General features: G+C 70.7%; 25 protein-coding genes. 13 read left to right on the forward strand and 12 right to left on the reverse strand.

From position 1 onward, the window contains the following. Positions 1 to 9 precede the first annotated feature (9 nt). The 5 genes from ABEA67_RS13890 to ABEA67_RS13910 all read right to left on the reverse strand — a co-directional run bounded on the left by ABEA67_RS13890 (position 10) and on the right by ABEA67_RS13910 (position 4640). Positions 10 to 1713, reverse strand: coding sequence for a PASTA domain-containing protein (locus ABEA67_RS13890; protein WP_345466198.1), 1704 nt, complete (start codon positions 1711 to 1713; stop codon positions 10 to 12). A gap of 113 nt (positions 1714 to 1826) precedes the next feature. Further along, on the reverse strand, positions 1827 to 2123 hold the full coding sequence (locus ABEA67_RS13895; RefSeq protein ID WP_345466199.1) for an AzlD domain-containing protein: 297 nt from the start codon (positions 2121 to 2123) through the stop codon (positions 1827 to 1829). Continuing rightward, entirely contained in the window at positions 2120 to 2788 is a 669-nt protein-coding gene (locus tag ABEA67_RS13900) for an AzlC family ABC transporter permease (RefSeq protein ID WP_345466200.1), read from the reverse strand. The genes ABEA67_RS13895 and ABEA67_RS13900 overlap by 4 nt, the downstream gene beginning before the upstream one ends. A 98-nt stretch (positions 2789 to 2886) precedes the next feature. Further along, positions 2887 to 3720 carry an AraC family transcriptional regulator gene (locus ABEA67_RS13905; protein WP_345466201.1) on the reverse strand — a complete coding sequence of 278 codons (834 nt, stop codon included), beginning with the start codon at positions 3718 to 3720 and terminating at the stop codon, positions 2887 to 2889. Continuing rightward, on the reverse strand, positions 3717 to 4640 hold the full coding sequence (locus ABEA67_RS13910) for a zinc-binding dehydrogenase (protein WP_345466204.1): 924 nt from the start codon (positions 4638 to 4640) through the stop codon (positions 3717 to 3719). The genes ABEA67_RS13905 and ABEA67_RS13910 overlap by 4 nt, the downstream gene beginning before the upstream one ends. A 317-nt stretch (positions 4641 to 4957) precedes the next feature. Here ABEA67_RS13910 and ABEA67_RS13915 point away from each other — a divergent pair, with 317 nt between their 5' ends. From ABEA67_RS13915 to ABEA67_RS13940, 6 genes are all read left to right on the forward strand, one after another. After that, a complete protein-coding gene (locus tag ABEA67_RS13915) occupies positions 4958 to 5308 on the forward strand; it encodes a DMT family transporter (protein ID WP_345466206.1) in 351 nt (116 codons plus the stop codon). Beyond that, positions 5305 to 5631, forward strand: coding sequence for a DMT family transporter (locus ABEA67_RS13920; RefSeq protein WP_345466208.1), 327 nt, complete (start codon positions 5305 to 5307; stop codon positions 5629 to 5631). Before ABEA67_RS13915 ends, ABEA67_RS13920 begins: the two co-directional genes overlap by 4 nt. A 32-nt stretch (positions 5632 to 5663) precedes the next feature. After that, positions 5664 to 6110, forward strand: coding sequence for a peroxiredoxin family protein (locus tag ABEA67_RS13925; protein ID WP_345466210.1), 447 nt, complete (start codon positions 5664 to 5666; stop codon positions 6108 to 6110). A gap of 31 nt (positions 6111 to 6141) precedes the next feature. Then, positions 6142 to 6798, forward strand: a complete 657-nt coding sequence (locus ABEA67_RS13930) for a hypothetical protein (protein WP_345466213.1) — start codon at positions 6142 to 6144, stop codon at positions 6796 to 6798. 96 nt (positions 6799 to 6894) lie between these two features. Then, positions 6895 to 7884 (forward strand): ADP-ribosylglycohydrolase family protein, encoded by a 990-nt coding sequence (locus tag ABEA67_RS13935; protein ID WP_345466216.1) that lies wholly within the window; start codon positions 6895 to 6897, stop codon positions 7882 to 7884. Then, complete coding sequence (locus ABEA67_RS13940) at positions 7877 to 8422, forward strand: nucleotidyltransferase family protein (protein WP_345466218.1); 546 nt, start codon at positions 7877 to 7879, stop codon at positions 8420 to 8422. Before ABEA67_RS13935 ends, ABEA67_RS13940 begins: the two co-directional genes overlap by 8 nt. Before the next feature lie 373 nt (positions 8423 to 8795). On the opposite strand, the gene ABEA67_RS13945 is transcribed toward ABEA67_RS13940, so the two are convergent. The 5 genes from ABEA67_RS13945 to ABEA67_RS13965 form a co-directional block, all read right to left on the reverse strand. Beyond that, complete coding sequence (locus ABEA67_RS13945) at positions 8796 to 9179, reverse strand: hypothetical protein (protein WP_345466220.1); 384 nt, start codon at positions 9177 to 9179, stop codon at positions 8796 to 8798. Positions 9180 to 9185: 6 nt separating this feature from the next. Continuing rightward, the gene (locus tag ABEA67_RS13950; protein ID WP_345466223.1) at positions 9186 to 9686 is read right to left on the reverse strand and encodes a hypothetical protein; all 501 of its coding nucleotides are present in this window, start codon (positions 9684 to 9686) and stop codon (positions 9186 to 9188) included. Positions 9687 to 9874: 188 nt separating this feature from the next. Beyond that, the gene (locus tag ABEA67_RS13955) at positions 9875 to 11590 is read right to left on the reverse strand and encodes a glycoside hydrolase family 10-like protein (protein ID WP_345466225.1); all 1716 of its coding nucleotides are present in this window, start codon (positions 11588 to 11590) and stop codon (positions 9875 to 9877) included. Positions 11591 to 11712: 122 nt separating this feature from the next. After that, positions 11713 to 14031, reverse strand: a complete 2319-nt coding sequence (gene dnaX, locus ABEA67_RS13960) for a DNA polymerase III subunit gamma/tau (RefSeq protein ID WP_345466227.1) — start codon at positions 14029 to 14031, stop codon at positions 11713 to 11715. A gap of 171 nt (positions 14032 to 14202) precedes the next feature. Then, a complete protein-coding gene (locus ABEA67_RS13965) occupies positions 14203 to 14400 on the reverse strand; it encodes a hypothetical protein (RefSeq protein WP_345466229.1) in 198 nt (65 codons plus the stop codon). Between the two features lie 133 nt (positions 14401 to 14533). On the opposite strand from ABEA67_RS13965, the gene ABEA67_RS13970 reads away from it, so the two are divergent. The 5 genes from ABEA67_RS13970 (at position 14534) to ABEA67_RS13990 (ending at position 19294) form a co-directional block, all read left to right on the forward strand. Continuing rightward, a complete protein-coding gene (locus ABEA67_RS13970) occupies positions 14534 to 15754 on the forward strand; it encodes a CinA family nicotinamide mononucleotide deamidase-related protein (RefSeq protein ID WP_345466231.1) in 1221 nt (406 codons plus the stop codon). Then, positions 15751 to 16467 carry an RNA 2',3'-cyclic phosphodiesterase gene (gene thpR, locus ABEA67_RS13975; RefSeq protein ID WP_345466234.1) on the forward strand — a complete coding sequence of 239 codons (717 nt, stop codon included), beginning with the start codon at positions 15751 to 15753 and terminating at the stop codon, positions 16465 to 16467. The genes ABEA67_RS13970 and thpR overlap by 4 nt, the downstream gene beginning before the upstream one ends. Then, positions 16464 to 17543 (forward strand): recombinase RecA, encoded by a 1080-nt coding sequence (gene recA / locus ABEA67_RS13980; protein WP_345466236.1) that lies wholly within the window; start codon positions 16464 to 16466, stop codon positions 17541 to 17543. Before thpR ends, recA begins: the two co-directional genes overlap by 4 nt. Positions 17544 to 17691: 148 nt before the next feature. Beyond that, on the forward strand, positions 17692 to 17910 hold the full coding sequence (locus ABEA67_RS13985) for a type II toxin-antitoxin system prevent-host-death family antitoxin (protein WP_345466239.1): 219 nt from the start codon (positions 17692 to 17694) through the stop codon (positions 17908 to 17910). Positions 17911 to 18280: 370 nt separating this feature from the next. Further along, positions 18281 to 19294, forward strand: a complete 1014-nt coding sequence (locus ABEA67_RS13990; RefSeq protein WP_345466241.1) for a DUF418 domain-containing protein — start codon at positions 18281 to 18283, stop codon at positions 19292 to 19294. A gap of 106 nt (positions 19295 to 19400) precedes the next feature. Here the strand turns inward: ABEA67_RS13990 and ABEA67_RS13995 are convergent, their stop codons facing one another. Together ABEA67_RS13995 and ABEA67_RS14000 are read right to left on the reverse strand one after the other, a co-directional pair. Then, on the reverse strand, positions 19401 to 19979 hold the full coding sequence (locus tag ABEA67_RS13995; RefSeq protein WP_345466243.1) for a biotin transporter BioY: 579 nt from the start codon (positions 19977 to 19979) through the stop codon (positions 19401 to 19403). Next, positions 19976 to 20938, reverse strand: a complete 963-nt coding sequence (locus ABEA67_RS14000; RefSeq protein ID WP_345466245.1) for a biotin--[acetyl-CoA-carboxylase] ligase — start codon at positions 20936 to 20938, stop codon at positions 19976 to 19978. The genes ABEA67_RS13995 and ABEA67_RS14000 overlap by 4 nt, the downstream gene beginning before the upstream one ends. Positions 20939 to 21103: 165 nt before the next feature. Between ABEA67_RS14000 and ABEA67_RS14005 the strand changes: the two genes are divergently transcribed. Then, positions 21104 to 21508 carry a Fur family transcriptional regulator gene (locus ABEA67_RS14005; RefSeq protein WP_345466247.1) on the forward strand — a complete coding sequence of 135 codons (405 nt, stop codon included), beginning with the start codon at positions 21104 to 21106 and terminating at the stop codon, positions 21506 to 21508. 62 nt (positions 21509 to 21570) lie between these two features. Continuing rightward, positions 21571 to 22224, forward strand: coding sequence for a hypothetical protein (locus ABEA67_RS14010; RefSeq protein ID WP_345466249.1), 654 nt, complete (start codon positions 21571 to 21573; stop codon positions 22222 to 22224). The last annotated feature ends 25 nt before the right edge of the window (positions 22225 to 22249 follow it).

Genomic DNA, 22249 nt, shown 5'->3' on the forward strand with positions numbered 1-22249 from the left:
CCACAACCCTCAGGGCGTGACGGTCGCGTACTCGTTGCCGTTCTGCCGGATGATGAACGTGGCGTCGCCGCGCACCTGCACGTCGCCCTCGGCCACAGCCCCGGCCAGTTGCGTGCTGTCGGTCGCGCCCTGCACCTCGCGCTCGCCGTCGGCGTCGCGCACGGCGACGGTGTAGCTGCCCGCGGGCAGGTCGCCGGGGAAGGCGTAGCGGAAGTGGACCGTTCGCGCGTTCGCCCCCGGCGTGGACGGGGAGGAGGTGTCGGGGGCCGGGGTGGCCGGAATCTCCTGCGGGGTGGGCGCGGGAGTCCCGGTGGAGGGTTCCGTCTGGCCGCCCTGGTCCGGGGTAACCTGGCCGGGGCCATTCTGGTCCGGGGTCGCCTGGTCCGTCTGGTCGGAACCGGTCTGCGCCGGGTCAGTCTCCTCGGGCACGGGCGGCACGTAGGGCGGGGGCAGGGGCAGGCTTCCGGCGGGCTGGCTGGGCGGGGTGTAGCGGGCGGTGGCGACCGTCAGGGTCACGGGGCTGCCCACCGGCACGCGCACGTAGGGGGCGGGGGTCTGCTCCAGGACGGTGTTCTCGGGGGCGTCGCTGGCCTGCTGAAGCACGCGGGTCACGACCAGCCCGGCAACCTGGGCGTGTTTGCGGGCGGCGTCGTAGGTCAGGCCGGTCAGGTTGGTCAGCCAGGTTTCCTTGCCGCGCACGCCGGTAGACACCATCACCTGCACGGGCTGCCCGCGTTGCAGGTCGGCTCCCGCCTCGGGCACCTGCGCGATGATGCGGCCTTCCGGCGTCTTGGTAAGGGTGCCGTCCACCCGGATGACCTTGCCCAGCGCGAGGGCATTGTCGCGCAGGGAGGCGCGGGCCTGGTCCACCGTGAGTTCCTCCAGCTTGGGCACGCTGAGGGAGGGCGGGTTGTTGACCGTCAGCGTGACGAGGCGGCCCACCGGGAGATTGGTGCCCGCCGCCGGGTCCTGGCGAATCACCGCGCCGATGGGCAGCCCCGCCGCGTCCCCCTTGGCGTAGTCCACCTGGAAGCCCGCCGACGTGAGCTTGCGGGCGGCGTCCTGCGCGGACTGGCCGGTCACGCCCGCCACCTCATGGACCGGGGGGTTGAGGTAGACCTGGGTGGCCTGCGCGCCCAGGTAGGCGGCCCCCCCCAGGAAAAACAGCCCCGGCACGAAGGTCAGCCATGCGCCCGGCTGCCGCTTGCGCTTCACGCGCCCCCCCCGGAAGGGCGCGAGCGCCCCCTCGTTCAGGCGCAGGGCCTCCTCGGGGGTGCGGCCCTCGGGGGCCGGGCGCAGGTACGCTACGCGCACGTCCTGGCCGTCCACGACCACGTCGGCGTCGGGGAGGGCGTAGCCGTGCTCGGCCAGCCGCGCGGCGAGGGCCTGCACCGCCAGGGCGACCTCCGCCTGCTGCTTGGGCTGCGCGGCGACCTCCGCGAGGGGTGTGCCGCTCACCGGCTGCCACACCGCGTAATAGGCTCCGGGCCGGGCGACCACGTCAGTCAGGCCCGCCGGGGCGATGGCGCGCAGGGCGGCGCGGTACGCGTGAAAGCCCTGCCGCGCTGCCGGGGAGGCCACGTCGAACCACGCCACCCGGCGCGTGACCCCCTCCCCGGCGCGAACCTCGCTGAGGGTCACGTGCCCCTCGCGCGCGAGTTCCCGCACGACCTGGTACTTTCCGTCTATGACTGCTGCCGCCTGACCCGTCATGCGCCGTCCAGCATAGCGCGGCGGGGGGAGGCTGTGGGGTGTGGGTTGTCGGCAAGCTGAGGCTCGGGCTTCCGCTGAAGCCCCCACAGCCCACACCCTACGACCCACAACCCTTACCCCCCCAGCAGCCGCGCCGCCCAGTACGCCGCGAAGCCTCCCAGAATCCCCAGGGCGAGGTGGCGGGTGCGCCACATCAGCAGGCCCCCCAGCAGCGCGGCGACCAGGCGGCGGGGCCACTCAGGGCTGCCCAGCACGTCGGGGACGATCAGGGCGGCAAAGACGCCGACGGGCACGAAGCGCAAAAAGGCCAGCCAGAAGGGCGGCAGCCGCAAGCGGCCCAGGCTGAGGCCCAGCAGCCGCACCGGGTATGTGACCAGCCACATCAGCCCGATGACGAGGACGGCACTCATGCCCGCTCCTCCAGGCGGGCTGGCCCCCGCGTGACCAGGAACGCCCCCAGCAGCGCCCCGCCCACCCCGGCCAGCAGAATGACCAGCCCGCCCGGCAAGACGCGCGCGAGGCCCCACGCCCCCAGCCCGGACGCCAGCGCGACCAGCACCGCCTGACGGTCCACCAGCAGCGGCACCAGCAACCCCAGGAAGGCCAGCGGGAAAATCACACCCACGCCCAGGGCGGCGGGGTCCGGCAGCACCGCGCCCGCCAGCGACCCGGCGAACGTCGCGGCATTCCACACCGTGTACAGGCTGAGTTCGGCCCCCAGCAAGAAGGCGAAACTCAGGCCGCCCGGCTCGCGTGGCCCGTTCACCACCGCCATGCCGTACGCCTCGTCGGTCAGGAACTGCGCCGCCAGCACACGCTGCGGGCGGGTCAGGGGCACCTGCCGGGAGAGGCTCAGGCCGTACAGCACATGCCGCGCGTTCAGCAAAAAGGTGGTGGCGACGATGCCCCAGGCGGAGGCCCCGCCAGCGAAAAGTCCGGCGGCCGCGAACTGCGAAGCGCCCGCGAAGACGCTCAGGCTCATCAGTTGCGTTTCCCACACCCCCAGCCCCGCCGCCCGCGCCGTGACGGCGTAGGCGACCGCGAAGGGCACCATGCCCAGCCACAGCGGAAACATGAGGCGGAAGCCGCGCCAGAAGGAAGGGAATGAAGGGGTCCTTGCCATCCCCCAGAGGGTAACGGCGGGCCGTTCCGGCGTCTTGAACGATCCTGCGCTCAAGCTCTCCCGTCCCGGACGTAAGCACCAGGGGGAACGCCCACCACCCGCTTGAACACCCTCGTCAGGTGCGCCTGATCCGCGAAGCCGGAGCGCAGGGCAGCGTCGGCGGGGGGCACCCCTTCATGCAGCAGGTCGCGGGCCAGCCGCACGCGGGCGAGCATCTGGTACGTGTGCGGCGGCATCCCCACCACCTGCCGGAAGGAGCGGGCGAGGTGCGCGGGACTCAGGCCCACCAGCACCGATAGGTCGCTCAGGTTCAGAGCCGTTTCCGGCGAGGCGTCCAGCAGCGCCTGCACCTGACGCACCGCCCAGTGGTCGGGCCGGTGGTCGGGCAACGGCGCTCCCGGCGGCCGGGCATCGGCATAACGGCGAATCAGCAGGGCCAGCACGCCCCGCAGCAGCGCTTCCCGCGCCAGCGAGGTGGCCGTGGGGGCGGCCAGCGCCCGGTGTGCCCGGCGCACCAGGGCCGCCAACTCGGGATCATTCACCACGGCCTCGGCAAAGCCCCCGGTGGGGGAAAGGCCCTCCCCGGAGAACCACGCCGGGTCGAGATACAGGACCCGGTACATCCAGCCGCCCGCCGTCGCCGCCTCGCCGGTATGGGGTTCGCCGGCCTGCACGATGGCCAGCTGTCCCGGCAGGGCCACCCGCTGCGCCCCCCGGTAACGAAAGCCCTCCGCGCCCCCCTCAATCAGCGCCAGCGCCAGCTTGTCGTGAACGTGCGGCATGTAGCGGTGGGTGACGTAATGGGCGGCCAGCGTTTCCACGCCCGGCAGGTCCAGGGCACGCCTGAAGGTTGCCCACTCCCCGGAAGGCGGCTGTGGCCTCACCCCTCCCCCGTCCAGTCGGCCACCAGCGACACGGGGCGGGGCCACGTGACCAGCCTCCCGAAAGCGGCGGGCAGGTCGTCGGGCGTCACCGTCCGGGCAAAGAGCCGCGCCAGCACGGGGTCGGGATGGTCCCACAGCCAGCGGGCATAGGCGGCGTAGTCCTCGCCGTCGCTGGAGGCCAGCACCGTCAGTTCGCGGGTGTGGAAGGCCGGAGGCAGACCGAGCGCGCCCCAGTTGCCGTCGGACAGCACGCAGGCCCGCCCACCGGGCCGCAGGTGCCCCAGCAGTTCCGCGAATCCCTCCGGGGAGGCGCTGCACTCGAAGCCCACATCGAAGGCGTCGTGCGGCAGCGCCCCCGGTGCCACGGCCCCGGCCGCCCCGAAGGCGCGGGCCAGGTCGCGGCGTTCCGGGTCCGGCTCCAGCACGGTCACGTCCCGCACCCCCCGGCACGTCAGGTTGAACACCGTCAGCAGACCCAGCAGCCCCGCCCCCGCCACCAGCACCCGCTCCCCCGGCCGGGGTGCGACCCGCCGGATGCCCTTGTGCGTCTCCTCGCCCAGAATCGCGGCGAGGGCGACGCGCCCCGGCACAAAGTCCGGAACGGGCAGCACTTCGCCGACCGGGTGCAGACCGCCGCCCGCGTGGCCCAGCGTCGTCACCACGCGGGTGCCCGGTGCGAGGACCACCCCCTCCCCCACCGACTCGACCACCCCGAGCGTCTGATAACCGGGCCGGACGGGAAAGCTCCCGCCGGGCAGCCAGCCTTCCACCACGCTCAATTCCGAGCCGACGCTCACGGCACTCAGCCGGGTTCGGACGCGCACCTGGCCGGGCGCGGGTGGGGACAGGGCCACCTCTTCCCAGGCGAAGGTGCGCGGGGCGGTCAGCATCAGGCGGCGCACCCGCAGCGGTCCAGTCATGCCCCGCCCAGTCTAGACCAGAAGGTGAGCCGGGCTGACTTTCGCCTGAACAGAGGCCGCTAGACTGCCCAGCAGTCGCCGCCGTCCACCCAACCGGGGCAGGGGCCGCGCACGGACCGCAAGTGGTCCGCATTCTTTCCAAAGTGCCGGGTGAAACAGAAATGCGCAGAGATGCGTGTCGAAACGCAACCGTTCTGGAGTTGCTCACAGATACCCTCTACGTCCGAAGCTGGACGTAGGTCCTTTGACATTCTCCCCTTTTCTTATTTTGTACATCACTTGTATTTGCCATAACCCTTAAGGAAGGTGTTTTTTCTATGCGCGCCTGGATCGCGCTGTTCTCGGCCATCGCCTGTGAAGTCACGGGCACGCTGGCCCTCAAACTGTTTGGTCTGCAGACGCCCTGGCTGGCCGCCGCCGTCACGGGCAGTTCCATCGTTCTCTCGTACCTGCTGCTTTCGCTGGCCTTCCGCCGGATTCCGGTGGCGGTGGCCTTTGCCGTCTGGGAGGCGGTGGGCCTGGTCGCCATCACGCTGCTGGGCGTGTGGCTGCTGGGTGACTCCCTGACCGGGCCGCAACTGCTGGCGCTGGGCGGGTTGCTGCTGGGAGCGCGGCTGCTGCACGGCGGCACGCAGCCCAGGCAGGCACAGGCGGGGGGGAAAGCATGACCCCCGTGCTGGCCCTGCTGTGTCTGGCGGGGGCGGCGGGGCTGGACATCCTCGCCAACCTGCTGCTCAAGGCGTCGGATGGGTTTCGCCGTCCGTTGCCGGGGGTGGCCGCACTCGCGCTGGTGCTGTGCGCCTTCGGGCTGCTGGGCCTGAGCCTGAAGGCCCTGCCGCTGAGCGTGGCTTACGCCGTGTGGGGCGGGCTGGGCATCGTCGGCGCGGCGCTGCTGAGTCGCCGCCTCGAAGGGGTGCGCTTCACGCCCCGCGCCTGGGCGGGCCTGGCCCTGATTCTGGGCAGCGTGGCCGTGCTGCACCTGGGGCGCTGACGCGGGGGCACGGAGGGGCTAAGCTCCCCGCTATGGACTGGCCCGCCCCCGAGGACTTTGTTCACGGCGACCCCCTCCCCCCGCCCGCCGACTGGGACCGGCCCGGCCTGGTGATGGTCTTCAATCTGGAATGCCCCGGCTGCGTGTCGCGCGGGATTCCCTTTCTGAAGCGGCTGCACGCCGAGTTCGGGGACCGGGTGGGGCTGCTCGCCCTGCACACCAGCCGGGGCCACCGCCTGCTGCCCAGAGGTGACGTGGAGCCGACGCTGGTGCGCTTCGCGCAGGACTACGCCCGGCTGCCCTTCCCCGTCGCCCTCGACCTGTCCGGCGACCTCGCCCGCGCGTGGGAGACAGAGGGCACGCCACACTGGCTGGCCTTCGCACCAGGCGGCGAGCTGCTGCGGAGTGTGTACGGGAGTCAGGAGAACGCGCAGACGCGGCTGCAATACCTGCTGGAGGAGCAGGTGGGAGGTGACTAGGCCCGAACGTCCCTGGATGCTCAAAGCCCCAATGCCGAAGCTGCCTGGGTCGGAGGTCGAGGCCTTTCAGGCCGCGTGGGACGCACGGAATCCGGAGCTGTTGCCGGAAGGCGTTCCCCGCTGGCTGTTTCTGGAGTGGCTGGCGCGGGAAGGCTGGCTGCTGCACGGTTCGGCTCGGGGCGACCTGACCGAGTTTGAACCGCGCAAGCCGCACGACCTCAGCCCGGACGACTTCAGCAAGCGCACGGGCGTCTTTGCCGCCTCCAGTGGGCTGTGGGCGATGATGTACGCCCTCTGCGACCGCCCGCGCGTGCGCCGCATGCTCAACATGGCGCTTCAGGTGCAGGAACCGGGCGGCGGCTGGTCGCCCCTGCGCTACTTTCTGTCGCTCGCCCCGCGTGACCCGGCCATCACCGAGGGCCGCGCTCTCCTCGCACCCGGCTGCGTATACGTGCTGCCGCCGGACGGCTTCGAGCAGATGCCGCCCTATGCCTGGCCCGGCCTGGGAGCGGTGCGCGAGGCCCACTGGGTCAACCCGAATCCGGTCCATCCCGTGCTGCGCGTGCCCGTCATGCCCGCCGACTTTCCCCTGCCCGTGCGCATGCATGACGCGGCGCGGGTGGACGCCCTCGCGCAGAACGACCCCTGGGGCTTTCCGTGGCTAGAGGGGCAGGGGGCGGAAAGCTGAACGCAGAAGGCAGAAGGCAAATACGCCGTAGCCTCCGCCTGCCTTCGGCCATCGGCCTTCTGCCATCCGCTCCCCCGCCAGGCGTTAGCCTGCCCCATGCCCGGCCCCCACCTCCACACCCTCCTCTCGCTGACCGCCGCCGACGCGCTGGGAGCCGCGACCGAGTTCAAGACGCCGGACGCCATCCGCGCCCGCTACGGCGAGCGCATCACCAGCTACCAACCCGGCAGCGTGTTCGGCTTCGCGCCCGGCGAGGGCACCGACGACAGCCAGATGACGCTGGCGACCCTGCTGGGCTACGCGGGCGGCAGGGGGCTGGAAGGCGTGCTGGACGCCCTGCGCGCGTGGCTGGATGCCGGGCCGCCGGACGTGGGCGGCCTGACCCGCGCGGCCCTGCGCCCCGGCACGCTGGACGGTGGCGCGCGGGCCTGGGCCGCGAGCGGGTTTCAGAGTGCGGGGAACGGCGGCCTGATGCGGATTGCGGCGGTGTGGGTGGCCGGCTGCACGGGGGAGGCCCTGGCGCGCGAGTCGGCGGCCGTCACGGCCCTCACGCACACGGACCCGCGCTGCGTCCACGCCAGCGTGTTTCTGACGGCCTTTCTGGAGGCGCTGCACGCCGGGCAACCCTACCGGGAGGCGGCAGAGGCTGCCCTGCACGTGCTGGACGGTCTGGACGCGCGGCGGGTGCTGTTGGACGCTGGAATCTTCAGCCTGAACACCCGCGAGGCCAACGACGCCTTACGCGAGCGGGAGCGCGAGGCTCGGGCGCAGGTCCGCGCCCGCGTCCGCTCGGGCCTGGGGGGACACGTCACGTCTCAGAGCGGGTTCGTGCTGGACACGCTGGAGGCAGCGCTCGCCCACGCGCGGGCCGACACGTGGCTGGGCTGTGTGGAACCCGCCGCCCTGCTGGGCGACGACAGCGACACGGTGGCCTGCGTGGTCGGGGCCATCGCCGGGGCACGGGGGCTGGAGCTGCCGGCGCACCTCCTCCCGCCGCTGCGCCTGGGGCATACCTGGCCGGGCTGGGAGAGAGAGTGGGCCTGCACCGCACACTTCCCGGCGGTGCTGGAGGCCGCCCGTGACTGAGGCGGAGTTCCTGCACACCATCCGCCTGAACCCGGTGAACGCGGCGATTCTGGACCGCCTGCCACAACTCCAGGCACCGCAGGCGCATCTGGTCGCCGGGGCGCTGTTCGGAACCGTGTGGAACGTGCGGAGCGGGCAGCCCCCGCAGGTGCATATCCGCGACTACGACCTGTTCTACTGGGACGCCGACACCAGTTACGAGGCGGAAGACGCCGTGATTCGCCGCGCCGATGCCCTTTTTGCCGACCTGAACGTGCGCGTGGAGGTCCGCAACCAGGCCCGCGTCCACCTGTGGTTTGGGCAGAAACACGGCGTGACCCGCCCGCCCCTGGGCAGCGTGCGCGAGGGCATCGACCAGTTTCTGGTGGAATGCACCTGCGTCGGCGTGGACGAACGGGGCGAACTGTACGCGCCCCACGGCCTGGCCGACCTCGCTGCGGGCCACCTGCGCCCCAACCCCCGCAACCACACGCTGACCCTCTACGCCGCGAAGGTGGCCGACTACCGCCAGCGCTGGCCCTGGCTGCGGGAGGGCTGATACCAAATTGCGATGATTCCTTCGAATCATCCGAGCGGAGCGAGAAGCAAAAAGGACGGGGTTGCGGCGATGGAAGAACATCCGGGACGGCACCGGATGTTCTGGAATCAGAGCAATCCCGTATGAGGGAGCGGTCAGCTTCCAGCCGCCAGCGAGGGCAAGTTTCGGTTGTCATACTGATTCCGATTGAAGGGTGTTGAAAACACCCGGAAATCCGACCAGAGGGAGAAGGAACAAGGTCGGATTTCGGGAGATGGATGAACAGGCGGTGCCCTCCCGACTGTTCAGGAATTGGACGGAATCCGTATCAGCCCCTCCGGGCAGCCCTCAAAGCCTCGCCTGGCATTTGCTCCTTCCGGCTGGCCCCGCCCGCTCAGGCAAAGCGCACCCGGTTCGCCTGCGCCGCTATCTGCCCCGCCGTCCACAGCACTTCCCGAGCGTGTTCCAGCAGCAGCTCCCCGACCGGGCGGCCACCCACCCGCAGGCCCAACTGCTCCGGGGCGAGGCTGTGCACCACCTCCACCTCCCACGCCGAGAGCCGGGTGAGGCCCGCGTCGTCCGGCGGGACGGCGCACCCCGTGACGCGGGCGATGCTGGCCCACAGCGCCCGCTTGCTGCCGGTCAGGCCCGTTACCAGCCCGGCGATGCGGGGCGGCGGCTGCCCGTCGGCCAGGGCCAGCGCGGCGCGCAGGCTGTAGTGCGGGCCGTTCTGGGCATCATTCAGCAGCCGGGCGAGGTCCTGCGGCGAAAGGGCCACCGCCGCTCACCGCACCAGCCGGAAGGTGTCACCCTCCCGCGTGAGGCGGCCCGCGTCCAGCATCCGCCGCGTGACACTCCGCGCCTGCTCGTCCGAGAGGGGCGAGGAGGCGCGCAGGTCTTCCACCGTGAAGCGTCCGCCCTTGCGGTAGGCCAGGCGCAGCACCATGCGTTCCTGCACGTCGCCCTGCCCGGAGCGCTCCGCCCGCGACCCGAACACCCACCACACCAGCCCAGCCACCAGCAGGCCCACCAGCAGCGCTGCGGGCAGCATCCGCAGCGCGAAGTCGGGGTCGGCAATCTGTGCCCCCAGCGCCTCCAACCTCCGGTGCGCCGCCGTCACCTCCGCCGCGCCCGCCCCACTCGCGGTGAGGTCACGCACGTCGCCCCGCTCGCGCAGGTAACGCATCACGCCGCCCGTGTCGCCCCGCACATAAAAGGCGCTGTAGGCGATCAGGGCGGCACTCAGGCCCGCGATCAGGGAGGCGGCGGCGCGCGGCACGTTCATGGGGTCAGGGTAGCAGGGAGCCGTGAGGAGACAGGCGCGGGCAATGATACTGATTCCGATTGAAGGGTGTTGAAAACACCCGGCAATCCGACCAGAGGGAGAAGGAACAAGGGCGGATTTCGGGAGATGGATGAACAGGCGGTGCCCTCCCGACTGTTCAGGAATTGGACGGAATCCGTATGAACGCCCTACGGCTTCCCGCTCGCGGAGGGCAGCACGTCACGTACCAGCAGGTCGGGGTAGCGAATCACGCCCACCTCGGGCACCGGCTCGGCCCAGCGCTGGCCGCTGACCCGCACCTCGACCGGGCCGGGCGGCAGGTTCAGGAACCCGTAGTAGCCGGTGCCGTCGGTGGTGGTGCGGGCCACGACCTGGCCGTTCCGCAGGGCTTCCACCCGCCGTCCGCCGGGTGTGACGGTCCCCACGACGCGCCCCAGCAGCCCGCGCAGGGTGTGCGGCTGGCTGGTCCAGGCGGTCGGCGCGGCGAGGGCACCCCCCGGCGCGGTCAGGACGGCGCGGATGGCGGTCAGGCCTTCCGGCATGCTTTGGCGGGTGCCGTACACGTCCAGCGTGGGCGTGCGGTACGAATACCCGACCCAGCCCAGGCCCGACTTCACGGTGCGGGTCGCCTGCGAGGCGGTCACGGCGGGTGGGTTGAGGTACAGCGCCGTGCCGCCCGCCACCTCGGCCCCACCGCGGACGCTGGCGGCAAAGGCGTTCCAGCCGTCCAGCCAGGCCCCCTGCTCGCCCACCGCGTCGCGCTTGTAGTTCATCAGGACGTTCAGGTCCAGCAGGCCGTCGCGCATCCAGGTCGGCCAGTCCTGAAGCACGTCGGCGTAGGTGCGGGTCTTGTGAAAGGCGGCGAGGTCGCCGGGCGCGGGCGGCGGGCCGTAGGTGATGGTCGCGGCCGTCACCCAGGCGGTGGGCCGCACGGCCTTCACCTCCAGGGCGATGCGGCGCACCAGCAGCGTCACCTGCTCACGCTTCCAGGCCTGCCAGCGGGGGTCCGTGGGGGCAGGGGTGCCCTTCGTGCCCGTCTCGGCGCGGTAGCGGGCCAGGGTCTTGGGGTCGTAGCCCCAGGCCCCGCCGTCGGGGTAGCGGATACGGTCGAGCTGCACCCCGTCCACCGGGTAGTTCCGCACCAGGCTGACCACGCCCGCGGCCATGTGGTCGGCGGCGGCGGGAATCGCGGGGTCCAGCCAGCCGTCCGCGCCTTCCTGCCAGGAGCCGTCGGGGCGGCGCGACAGCCACGAGGCCGCGCCCGCCTTCGGCCCGTGCTGCTGGGCCACGTGGGCGGGGTTGGTGTTGGGCACGCGGGCATTCACCGCGCCCGTCACGCTCACCCAGGCGATCACGCGCATGCCGCGGGCGTGGGCCAGGCGGGTGATCTCGGCCAGCGGGTCGAAGCCCTTTTCGAGGTCGCTGTCGGTCACTGTGGGCAGCACCGAGCGCCGGCACAGGCAATCGCCCCGGCGAATCGCCTGCACGAACAGGGCATTCACGCCGAGCCGCGCGGCGTCCTCCACGGTCCGCTGCACCTGCGCGCGTGTCTTCAGGCCCGGCCCGAAGGCGTCCACCCACAGCCCCCGCACGTTGCTGATAGAGGGCACAGCACTGCTGGAGGGCGCGGCCGTGGGAGCCGGGCTGGTGCGGGCCGGACTGCCGGGAACTGGACTGGCCGGAGCGGGACTGCTGGGGGCCGGAGCAGGTGCGGGAACCAGCACGGCCGGGACCACGGGCACGGGCGCGGCCGGAGTGGCCGGGGCCGGAGTCTCCGGCGTGCTGGGGGGGGCGGGCGTCACGACATCCGGCGGAGGTTCCGGCAGGGGAACCGGGTCGGTCGCGGCGGCCAGGGGCACGAGCGTCAGGCTCAGCAGCGCGGCGAGGAAGGCAGAGGTCTTCACGGTGTGCGGGCAGCGTAGCGCAGCCGCGCGGGGCAAACGTGAAGCGCCCGGCTTCATTCAGAGGGGGAGGGACCTGGAACGCCTTCCCACACGCTGCCGCAGAAGGCGGACGGCTCCCCGGTCTAGGCTTCGGCCTCCTCCCCCTCGCTCTCGGGGGCGGCGGCGGGCTGGGGGTTGCGGTTCTTGCCAATCTCACGCACCCGCCCGGAAAAGCGGCCCTTGATTTCCTCGTACATCGGGTGGGCGCGGATGTCACCGGGCCGGGCCGGGCCGGGGGCCGCTGCCTGGGCTGCCGGGCGGGCGGCGGGTCGGGGGGCCGGGGCAGGCCGCGCGGGCACCGCGTCCGCGAAGGGGGCGTCCTCCAGGGTGGGGGCCGGCCCGCCGACCTCGCCGCCGATGTCGCCCCAGTCGGGTTCCTCGGTGATCACCTCCACGATGTACGGCTCGCGGGCCGCGCCGGGTGGGGGCAGGCGGTCCCCGGCCTGGGCATCAGCGGGCGCGGGGGGCGGATCGGCGGCGTGTTCCTCCTCCCAGGGGGCGGGAGCCGCGTCCGGGAGCGGCGCGGGGGCCACGTCGTCCGGGCTGGGCGGCGGGGCAGGGCGCAGGGGGGCGGGCGTCTCCAGGGTCGCGGTGGCGGCGCGGGCGGTGGGTGGCGGCCGCTGTGTCTGGGCGGCCTGGGGCCGGGCCTCGGCCTGGGCTGGCCGTGGGCGCTCGGCGGGGGCCGACTCCACCGGCTCGAAGGCCGGGCCACGCGAGGCGCGGGGCCGCGTGGCGGGCTGGAAGGCGGGAATCTCGTCCGTGACGGGCGCGGCGGCAGGCGCTTGTGCGCGGGCGGGGGTGGGTGCGGGTCCGGCGGGCCTGGAGGGAGCGGGCGTCCCTCCTCCTCCGCCTCCCCCGCCACCACCGTCGGGGCCACCCCCACCTCCGCCGCCCAGATTCACGCGGCGGTTGCCGTCGGGGGTGAACAGCTCGAAGGTGACGGGACCGAAGACCTTCAGGACCAGCGCACCGACCTCGTCGAGCTTCCCGGCGAGCTGCTTGGCATGAAAGCTGCTTTTCTCGTCGTAAGTGAGGCTGACGTAACCGGGTTCGGCGTGCATCTGCGCGGGCTTGAGAAAGGCGCGCATCTGCATGCTGGCCTGCCGGGTCACGTCGGCCCAGTTGCCGTGTACCGAAACGGGGGCGACAGGTGACGGAGCAGCAGCGGCGCGGGTGGGCGGCGGTTCGGCGGCGGCAGCAGCGGCGCGTCCGCCCGGCTCGAAGGCCGGAACCTCACCTGCCGGGGCAGGTCGCGCCCCACTCCCACGCAGGCCCGCCAGTTCCTTTTCCAATCGGTTGAGGCGCTGCGTCATGTCGGCGGGGACGCTGGCCGGCGGAGCGGTCGCCGCACTCACCGCGCCCCCTCCCCCACCGTCGGCGGCGAGAAGGGCGTGCGTCAGGGCCAGTTCGAGGCTGAGCTGGTCGGCCGAGCGGGCAAAGCGGGCCTCCTGCTCGTCCAGGGCCGCCTGGAGCCGCAGCAGGCGGGGCACGTCCGCGCCCTCCAGGGCCTCGCCCTCCAGGCCCAGTTCGGCGTGCAGGGCGTCGGCAAAGGCCGCCACCAGCCCCTCCACGACCGTGCGGGCGGCAAAGCCCTCGCGGTACAGCTCGGCGGCCCCGGTGAGGGCGGTGCCCGCGTCTCCCAGCACCAGCGCCCCCGCGATACCGCGCACACGCTCGCCGGGGGGCAGGCCCAGGGCATCCTCCACGCCCGCGCGCGTGACGGCCGTGCCCGCCGCCAGCATCCGCTCCAGCAGGCTCTCGCCGTCGCGCATCGCGCCGTCGGCGAGGCGGCCGATCAGGTGCAGCGCCTCCGGCTCGGCCCGCACGCCCTCGCCCCCGGTCAGGCCCGCCAGCTTGCCGGCGATCTCCTCCGGCGTCAGGCGGCGAAAACGGTAGTGCTGGCAGCGCGACAGGATGGTGGGGATGATCTTCTCCGGCTCGGTGGTCGCCAGGATAAAGATGACGTGCGAAGGCGGCTCCTCCAGCGTCTTGAGCAGCGCGTTGAAGGCCGCCCGGCTCATCATGTGCGCCTCGTCGAGGATATAGATCTTCTTGCCGCCGCGCATCGCCGCGAGGCCGACCTTCTCGCGCAGGTCGCGCACGTCGTCCACCGAGTTGTTGCTGGCCGCGTCGATTTCCAGCACGTCCGGATGGCTGCCCGCCCGCACCGCCAGGCAGCTCTCGCACTCGCCGCAGGGCTTGGGCAGAGGCCCGGTGCAGTTGGCGGTCATGGCGATCAGGCGGGCGGTGGTGGTCTTGCCCACGCCGCGCGGCCCGGAAAACAGGTAGGCGTGCCCCACCCGCCCCTGCTCCAGGGCGGCCCGCAGCACGTCCTTGACGTGTTCCTGCCCCACCACCTGATCCCAGTTGATCGGGCGGGCGCGCTGGTAGAGGGCGCTCATGGGCGCACCTGCGGTGCGGTGAGTGGGGAGTGGTCAGTGGGGAGTGGGACAGGCAAAAACCACGATCCACTGACCACTCCCCACTCCCCACTCACGGCAGACCTCTTCACCCGCCCAGTGTACCGGGGCCACTCCGGGCGCGGGGTGAGGTAGGCCAGGGTCCGGGGAGCGTCAGCGGAAACGTCCCAGCCAGGCCAGCAGAATCCGCCACGCCAGCCGCTGCTCCAGCCGCCGCAACTCCGGCGCGGTGAGGGATGTGGCCCGCGCCGCGCGCAGGACCGGCAGGAACTCCGGGGCCAGGCGGGCAGCGCGCTCCTCCAGCACAGCGAGGGCCGCGAGGCGGTCCCCCCGGGGCAGCAAGGCGAACATGCCCTGAAGTACGGCAGGCCGGCCCCGGAGGTTCCCCTCGTTGGCCCCTGCACCCCCTCCCCCACCCGTACACTTCAGGCATGTTCCTACTGGATCCCCGTTTCGTTATCTCCTATACTCAGGCGAGGTTGTTATGCTTCTAGCAGAAATTATCAGCGTGGGAACAGAGCTGCTGCTCGGCGAGATCGTCGACAGCAACGCGGCCTTTCTCGCGCAGGAACTCGCGGCGCGCGGCGTCACGCTCCGCCGCAAGGTCGTGCTGGGCGACAACCTGGGACGGGTGGCCGAGGGGCTGCGGCTGGCCCTCTCCCGCGCCGACCTCGTGATCATGGGCGGCGGCCTCGGTCCCACCGACGACGACCTGACGCGCGAGGCCATCTCGGACGTGCTGGGCGAGACGCCGCAGGAAGACCCGGAGCTGCTCGCGTGGCTGGAGGGGCTGTACAGCGCCCGTGGCCGCACCATGCCGCAGGTCAACCGCAAGCAGGCGTGGCTGATTCCCAGTGCGGAAGCCCTGCCCAACCCGGTCGGCACCGCGCCGGGCTGGTTCGTGCGGACGGGCGGCAAGGTCGTGGTGGCCCTCCCCGGGCCGCCCCGCGAGATGCAGAAGATGTGGCGCGAGCAGGTGCTGCCCCGGCTGCCGCTGCCCGACCACGCGCTGCACGCCGTGACCCTCCATACCCAGGGCATCGGCGAGAGCAATGTCGCGGAGCTGCTGGGCGACCTGACGAAGGCGGCCAATCCCAGCGTCGCCACCTACGCCCGGCGCACGGGGGTGGACGTGCGGGTGGCGGCCAGCGCACCCACCGCCGAGGAAGCACAGGCCCTGGCCGCCCCGGTGCTGGACACGGTGCGCGGCAAGCTGGCCCGCTGGACCTGGGGCGAGGACGCGGACACGCTGGCGGGAGCCGTGACCCGTGAGCTGGACGGCCGCACCCTGGGCATCATCGAGGCCGGAAGCGGCGGCGCGCTGTGCCTGCTGCTGGCCGACGAGCCGGGTTTTCTGGACGCCGCCGTGACGGTGGATCACGCCCGCCTGATCACGCTGGGCCTGACCCCGGTCACGCTGCGGGACGCGGGCGTGGTCAGCGAGGCGGCAGCCCGCGAACTGGCGGCGGGCGCGCGGGAACACCTGGGGGCCGATGTGGGCCTGGCCGTGGTGACGGCCACGGGCGGCGAGCAGGCGGGGCAGGCTTACGCCGCCCTGAGTGCCGAGGACCTGGGGAACGTAATCCACGTCAACTGGCCCGGCGACCCCGCCCAGGTGCGCGAGCGTGCTGCCGTGGCCGCCCTCGCCCTGGCCTACCGCACCCTGCGCCTGCCCGAACCCGGCGAGGAAGCAGGCGGCGCATGACGAAGATCAGGAAGACGCCCCGGCCCGCCGCGAAACCTCAGGCCGTTGCGCGTGCCGAGGCACCGGCAGAGGCTCCCGCGCCCCGCCCCCCGCGCACTGCGCCCCCCGAAGACCGCACCCTCCGCCTCTTCTACGCCCTCAAGGTCCCGCAGGACGTGGCCGCCCCCCTCGCGGAGGCGCAGCGGCATCTGCGCGGCAACTGGCGCTCCGTGCGCCCGGATCAGTTCCACATCACGCTCGCCTACCTGCCCGCCGTGCCGCCGGAAAAGGTGGACGACCTCAAGCGGCTGGGCGCGGCGCTGACCCTGGACATTCCGCCGCTGGAGGTCCGGCTGCGCGGCACCGGCTACTTTCCCAACGAGGGCAGTCCGCGCGTGTGGTTCGTGAAGGTGGAAGCGGGGGAGCTGACCGAACTGGCGGCGGGCCTGCGCGAGGGCATTCACGCGCTGGGGCTGGAAACGGACAACCTCCCCTTCAAGGCGCATGTCACCCTGGCGCGCAAAAAGGGTCCCGCGCCGCGCATTCCGCCCCTCACCTTCGACCTGGGCTGGCAGGCAGGGAACGCCGTGCTGATTCGCAGCACCCTCCGTAAGACCGGCCCGATCTACGACACCGTGAGCACCTTCCGCTTCCGGGGAGCGGCCAGCGAGAACGCCCTCCCACAACCCACAGCCCACCACCCACAACCCACCCCTCCGGAGGAGACGCCATGAGCAAGGACAACCCCAAGGATTTCGGCACGCCCGGCGACAGCAAGGAACGCATGAAGGCCATCGAGACGGCCATGACCCAGATCGAAAAGGCCTTCGGCAAAGGCTCGATCATGAAGCTGGGGGCCGAGAGCAAGCTCGACGTGCAGGCCGTCAGCACCGGCAGCCTCAGCCTCGACCTCGCGCTGGGCGTGGGCGGCATTCCGCGCGGGCGCATCACCGAGATCTACGGCCCCGAATCCGGCGGCAAGACCACGCTGGCCCTGAGCATCATCGCGCAGGCCCAGAAGGCGGGCGGCACCTGCGCCTTTATCGACGCCGAACACGCCCTCGACCCGGTGTATGCCCGCAGCCTGGGCGTCAGCACCGACGAACTGCTGGTGTCGCAGCCCGACAACGGCGAGCAGGCGCTGGAGATCATGGAACTGCTAGTGCGCTCGGGAGCCATCGACGTGGTCGTGGTGGACTCGGTGGCCGCGCTGACCCCCCGCGCCGAAATCGAGGGCGAGATGGGCGACAGCCTGCCCGGCCTCCAGGCGCGCCTGATGTCTCAGGCCCTGCGCAAGCTGACCGCCATTCTGAGCAAGACCGGGACCGCCGCCATCTTCATCAACCAGGTGCGCGAGAAGATCGGCGTGATGTACGGCAACCCCGAGACGACCACCGGCGGGCGCGCGCTGAAGTTCTACTCCAGCGTTCGCCTCGATGTCCGCAAGATCGGCCAGCCGGTCAAGCTGGGCAACGACGCGGTGGGCAACACCGTGAAGGTCAAGACCGTGAAGAACAAGGTCGCGCCGCCCTTCAAGGAAGTCGAGCTGACCCTGATGTACGGCAAGGGCTTCGACCAGCTCAGCGACCTGGTGACGCTGGCTTCCGACATGGACATCATCAAGAAGGCCGGGAGCTTCTACTCCTACGGCGACGAGCGCATCGGCCAGGGCAAGGAAAAGGCCATCGCCTACATCGCCGAGCGCCCCGAGATGGAACAGGAAATCCGCGACCGTGTGCTGGGGGCCATCAAGGAAGGCCGCACGACCGACGTGCCTGGCGTGGCGACTGTGCCCGCTGTAGCGGAGTGAGGGGTTAGGCGTTAGGGGTTAGGAAAGAGGAAAAGCGTCCCTGCCTGCAATGGGCGGGGGCGTTTTTCTGTTGTGGTGGGGCGAGTAAGGAAAGCGAGAGGGCGGGCATGTCAGCCTGGGGACCACATCCTTTTCTGGAGGTCTTCCGATGAGTCAATCCCGTGCTCCCTGGTCCTATGCCGCTGCCCAAGAACACCTCAGCGAACTGCTGGAGCGGGCCGCGGACGGCGAGCCGCAGCGTATCGCGCAGCCCGACGGCAGCGTCATCGTGGTGCTGGCGACCCGCACCTCCCAGGGCGTCAGGCTGGTCCGCAGCACCACCGTCAGCCCCGCCCACCCCACCGGGAGCAGCGAAGCGGACGAGTAACCGCGCGCCCCGTCCGCCATCTCCCCTACCCGCCCCTCCACCTTTCGGCGGATGCCGCCGCCCCCGCTGCCGGCGCAGACTGGGCGCACGCTTCGGGCGGGGCCTCCGCACGGGACGCATCGACAACCCGCCAGAAGAAGAAGCCCCCACCCGAGTGAAGGTGGGGGTTTTAATCTGCAAGTCACAGCACCATATTTATCAGCAAATTTCAATTACGATCAAAATAAGTCGGGTAAAATTTTCAAGGACTTATACAAATCGAAATGCCACTTCTCTATACCGTAATTACTCGAAGCAGCGCCACACCCAAGAGGCTGGATTCCATCTTTCGGATGACGAAAACTTCCGCAAGCCTTCCTAGGATCCAAGTATGGAAAAATATTTAGTGGCTGTTCCGAGCAGCAACGATGCTCGTGACAGGGAAACTCGCCGCTTGGAAGTTCTGGACGTCCTTAGGGGAGTCTCCCTGATTGGGATACCTATTATTAATTCCTCTTCTATCTTGCGGCTGAACATCGATACAGACCTTAGTCTTTCCATCTATAAATGGACGGAGTTGCTTTTTCGTGGTCACTTTTTCCCAATTTTCTCGATGCTCTTTGGAGTGACAGCCGGAATGCTGCTAATGCGAACACGTCAGCGCGGACAGCCTGCTTCGCGAATTTTTCTACGACGCCTAGGGATAATGGCACTCTTTGGCATTTTTCATCGCCTACTTCAGCCAGGGGAGGTCCTCCTTCCTTACGCTATCTTTGGTCTGCTACTAATTCCTTTTGATTACCTACCCCTAAAGTTCGTTCTGATTTCATCTCTAATATTCACACTGCTCGCCTTGTGTACCACTCCAATTCTACTAACACCCGCTATGTTTTTACTCGGCTTATCCTTGCAGCGTGCGCAAATATTTGAGAAGTCCAATCGTATTCAGCCTACCTTACGCTGGTTATTTCCATTTCTGACTCTATTAGCCGCAACGCTGACAGTTTGGACTTACGCTCGTGGTCCGCAGGCGGATGCCCTCTTACCTGTGGCTGGGTTCGCCTTCGATCTTAATACCCTCACGGGTCTGGTAGGAGCTGGTGCCCTCACGACTGGCGTATGGTTTCTGGTAAGGAACTACAAACACTTGCCAGCCTATCTACGCCCACTATCCTTTCTCGGGCGCATGAGTCTGAGTAATTATATTCTGCAAACCCTTGTCTTTGCCTTGCTGGGGTGGCTTGGATGGAGGGAGGGTCCATTCTGGCTTATCATCCCGGCCTGCCTAATAGCTTATGCCTTCAACTTCATCTTTAGTAAGTTATGGTTGAAGCATCACCAGAGTGGGCCTTTAGAATGGTTATGGCGTTGGGGTACTACGGGAAAACGCCCAGAAAACATCTGAAGTGCTATTACAGGGTGATTTGAGACAGAGATAGGATATCCTATCTCTGCTTTTCTCTGCTCTCTTGCAGCAGCCTGGGCTGTTGTATCTCTTACCGCTGTATCTCTTACCGCCGCCCCACCCAAGCCCACGCCCCCGGCAGCAGCAGCGCCGCCAGCCCGATTTTCAGGCTGTCCCCCAGCAGGAAGGGCGTCAGGCCCGCGTTCAGGAGTGCCTGCCCCTTCAGGCCGGTCACGGCCCCCAGCCAGGTCAGACCGAAGGCGTAGATGACTACGCTGGCGACCAGCATGGCGAGGGCGGCTCCCAGGGGCTTGCGGTCCAGCGCGTACCGCTGCACCAGCCAGCCGACCAGGGCGGCGGCGAAGATGTAGCTGAGGAGGTAACCGCCCGTCGGCCCCGCGAACTTGGCGAGGCCCGCGCTGCCGCCCGCGAAGACCGGCAGGCCCGCCGCGCCCGCCAGCAGGTAGGTGGTCAGGCTCGCCGCGCCGCGCTTCCAGCCCAGCGCCGCGCCGACCAGCAGCACCGCGAGTGTCTGGAGGGTGACGGGCACGGGCTTCAGCGGAATCTCGACCTGGGCGACCAGGGCCACCAAGGCCGCGCCGCCCAGAACGAGCAGCAGGTCACGGGCGAGGCTGGGTGTGGGGGCCAGCGTGCGGGCGAGGGTGGGGTGGGTGGCTTGCGTCATAGGTTCTCCTGGGGGGTGCTTTCCCGGATGGGGAGTGAGGGGGCGAGGGTGCCGACAAGTTGAACGTCACCCGCGTGGACGGTGACGGTGGTGCCCGCAGAGGTACGGACGAGGAGGCTGCCCTGGGGGTCGAGGTCCAGCGCCATGCCGCTCAGTTCCCCGCCCGCCGTGGTCACGCGCACCTCGCGCCCGAGGGTGATGTTGGCCGCCCGCCACGCCTCCAGCACGGCGTCGGGCGGCGCGGCCAGCCAATGCTCCAGCTCGGCCAGAATCCGGGCGAGGAGGTCCGCGCGGGTGAGGCCAGGCGCGAACTCGCCCAGGTGGGCGGCCCCTGGCGGCGCGGCGCTGACATTCACGCCGATGCCCAGCACCGCCCGCCGCGCCTCCTCGCCGCGCAGGTCGGCCTCGAGGAGGATGCCCGCGAGCTTGCGGCTATCCGGGGCCAGGAGGTCGTTGGGCCACTTCAGGCCGCTCCCCACATCAAGGCCGGCGCAGGCGGCTTGCAGGGCCACCCCCGCCGCCAGCGGCATCCGGCCCAGGTCGGGCAGGGGCAGCGGCCCGTGCAGCAGCACGCTGAAGACCAGGGTTCCGTGGGTGGTGTCCCAGGTGCGGCCCCGGCGTCCGCGTCCGGCGGTCTGGCGTTCCGCGACCACCACCGCACCGTGTGGGGCGGGCCGGTCCGGGTCGTCGGCCCAGGCGCGGGCCTCGTCCTGGGTGCTGCCCACGGTGCCGAGGTAGCGCATGGCCTGCCCGAAGGCCCCCGTGAGCGGCACGAGTTGCGGGGCCGGTGTGCCTGCCGCCAGCGCGTACCCCCCGCGCGAGACGGTCACGGGCACGCCCTCCTCCGCCAGCCGCCGCGCGAGGGTGTTCACCGTCACCCGGTTCACGCCCAGCCGCGCGCCGAGGGCATCCCCGGTCTGGGGCCGGTCGGTCAGGAGGGGCATCAGACGGGCAGGCACGTTCAGTGTTCTAGCCCAAAGACTGAACGAAGGCAATGAACCGGGTCCAGAGGCACAGAGGAAGTGAGGGGGGACGCAGGCCGCCCGGCATCAGCTCAACCGTGGCCCCCTTCAACCGTGAGCGCCGCGTCAGGGCCGCCTCCGGCCGTCTGCTATCCTCGCCGCATGACGATGGTGCGGCAAACCCGGCAGAGGCAAGCCGTGATCGAGGTGCTGCGCGCGTCGCGGGAACATCCGGACGCCGCCTGGATTCATGGTCAGGTGCGCGAGGCCCTGCCCAGCGTGAGCCTGGGCACCGTCTACCGCACCCTGGACGCCCTGGTGCGTGACGGCGTGGTGGTCACGATTGAGCGCGCCGGGCAGGCCACCCGCTACGACTACCGGCGCGCGGGCGAGGACCATCACCACGCGGTCTGCCGGGGGTGCGGTGCCATCTTCGACGTGGACGCGGGCGCGGTGCCGAGCATCCCGGCGGCGGCGCTGCCGGCGGGCTTTCAGGTCACGGAAGTGCGGCTGGAGTTCATGGGCGTCTGCCCCGGCTGCGTGGCCCAGGCCGAACGCGAGAACTGAGGAGTGCGGGCGCGGCGCGGCGGGCCTTCTTTGTCCTGCCCGCGCCGCGCTAGCCTGCCCGCATGACCGCCCCTGCCCCCGCCGCGCCCCGCCCCTCCCTGGTTCCCCCGTTTCTGCTGGGCTGGGGGGCGGGGGCGCTGCTGTTCGTGCTGGTGCGGGCGGCCGGGCTGGCGCTGCTGAGCGGCCCCTGTCAGGGGCGGGTGGTGCTGGCGCTGCTGGTGCCGCTGCTGCTGGGGCCGGGCGGCCTGGCCTTTACGGCGACGAACTGGGGCCGGCCGCGCCGCGCCGCGCTGGGCCTGGGGCTGGTGGTGGCGTCCTTCCTGCCCGCGCTCGCCGTGGGCGTCCACGACATCGGCATGCTGCGGGCCAGCGGGTGCGCGGGGGGGTACGTGGTCATCGCCCCGGTCGGCGGCGGCTCGGTGAACGAGGTCAATGTGGGGGCGGGCGAGTCGCTGGACCTCACCGCGCGGGTGGGCGGCTACACCCCCACGTCGCATCCGGGCACCTTTGCCCTGCGGGTGCAGAGCAGCACCCCCGGCATCACGGTCACGCTGGGCCAGGCGGCGGCCCCGGCGGGCCAGGCCGTACCGCTGCGCCTGACCGTGGCCCCGAATACGCCCCTGAACGCCTATACGGTGGTGGTCCAGGGCACCCAGCAGCACGCGGGCCGCAGCTTCCAGGCCGACGGCACCCTGACCGTCAACGTCCGGCCCTGACCCCGACGCGGGCCGGGAGCGGGTA

The organism is Deinococcus carri (genome assembly GCF_039545055.1).
Lineage (GTDB): Bacteria > Deinococcota > Deinococci > Deinococcales > Deinococcaceae > Deinococcus > Deinococcus carri.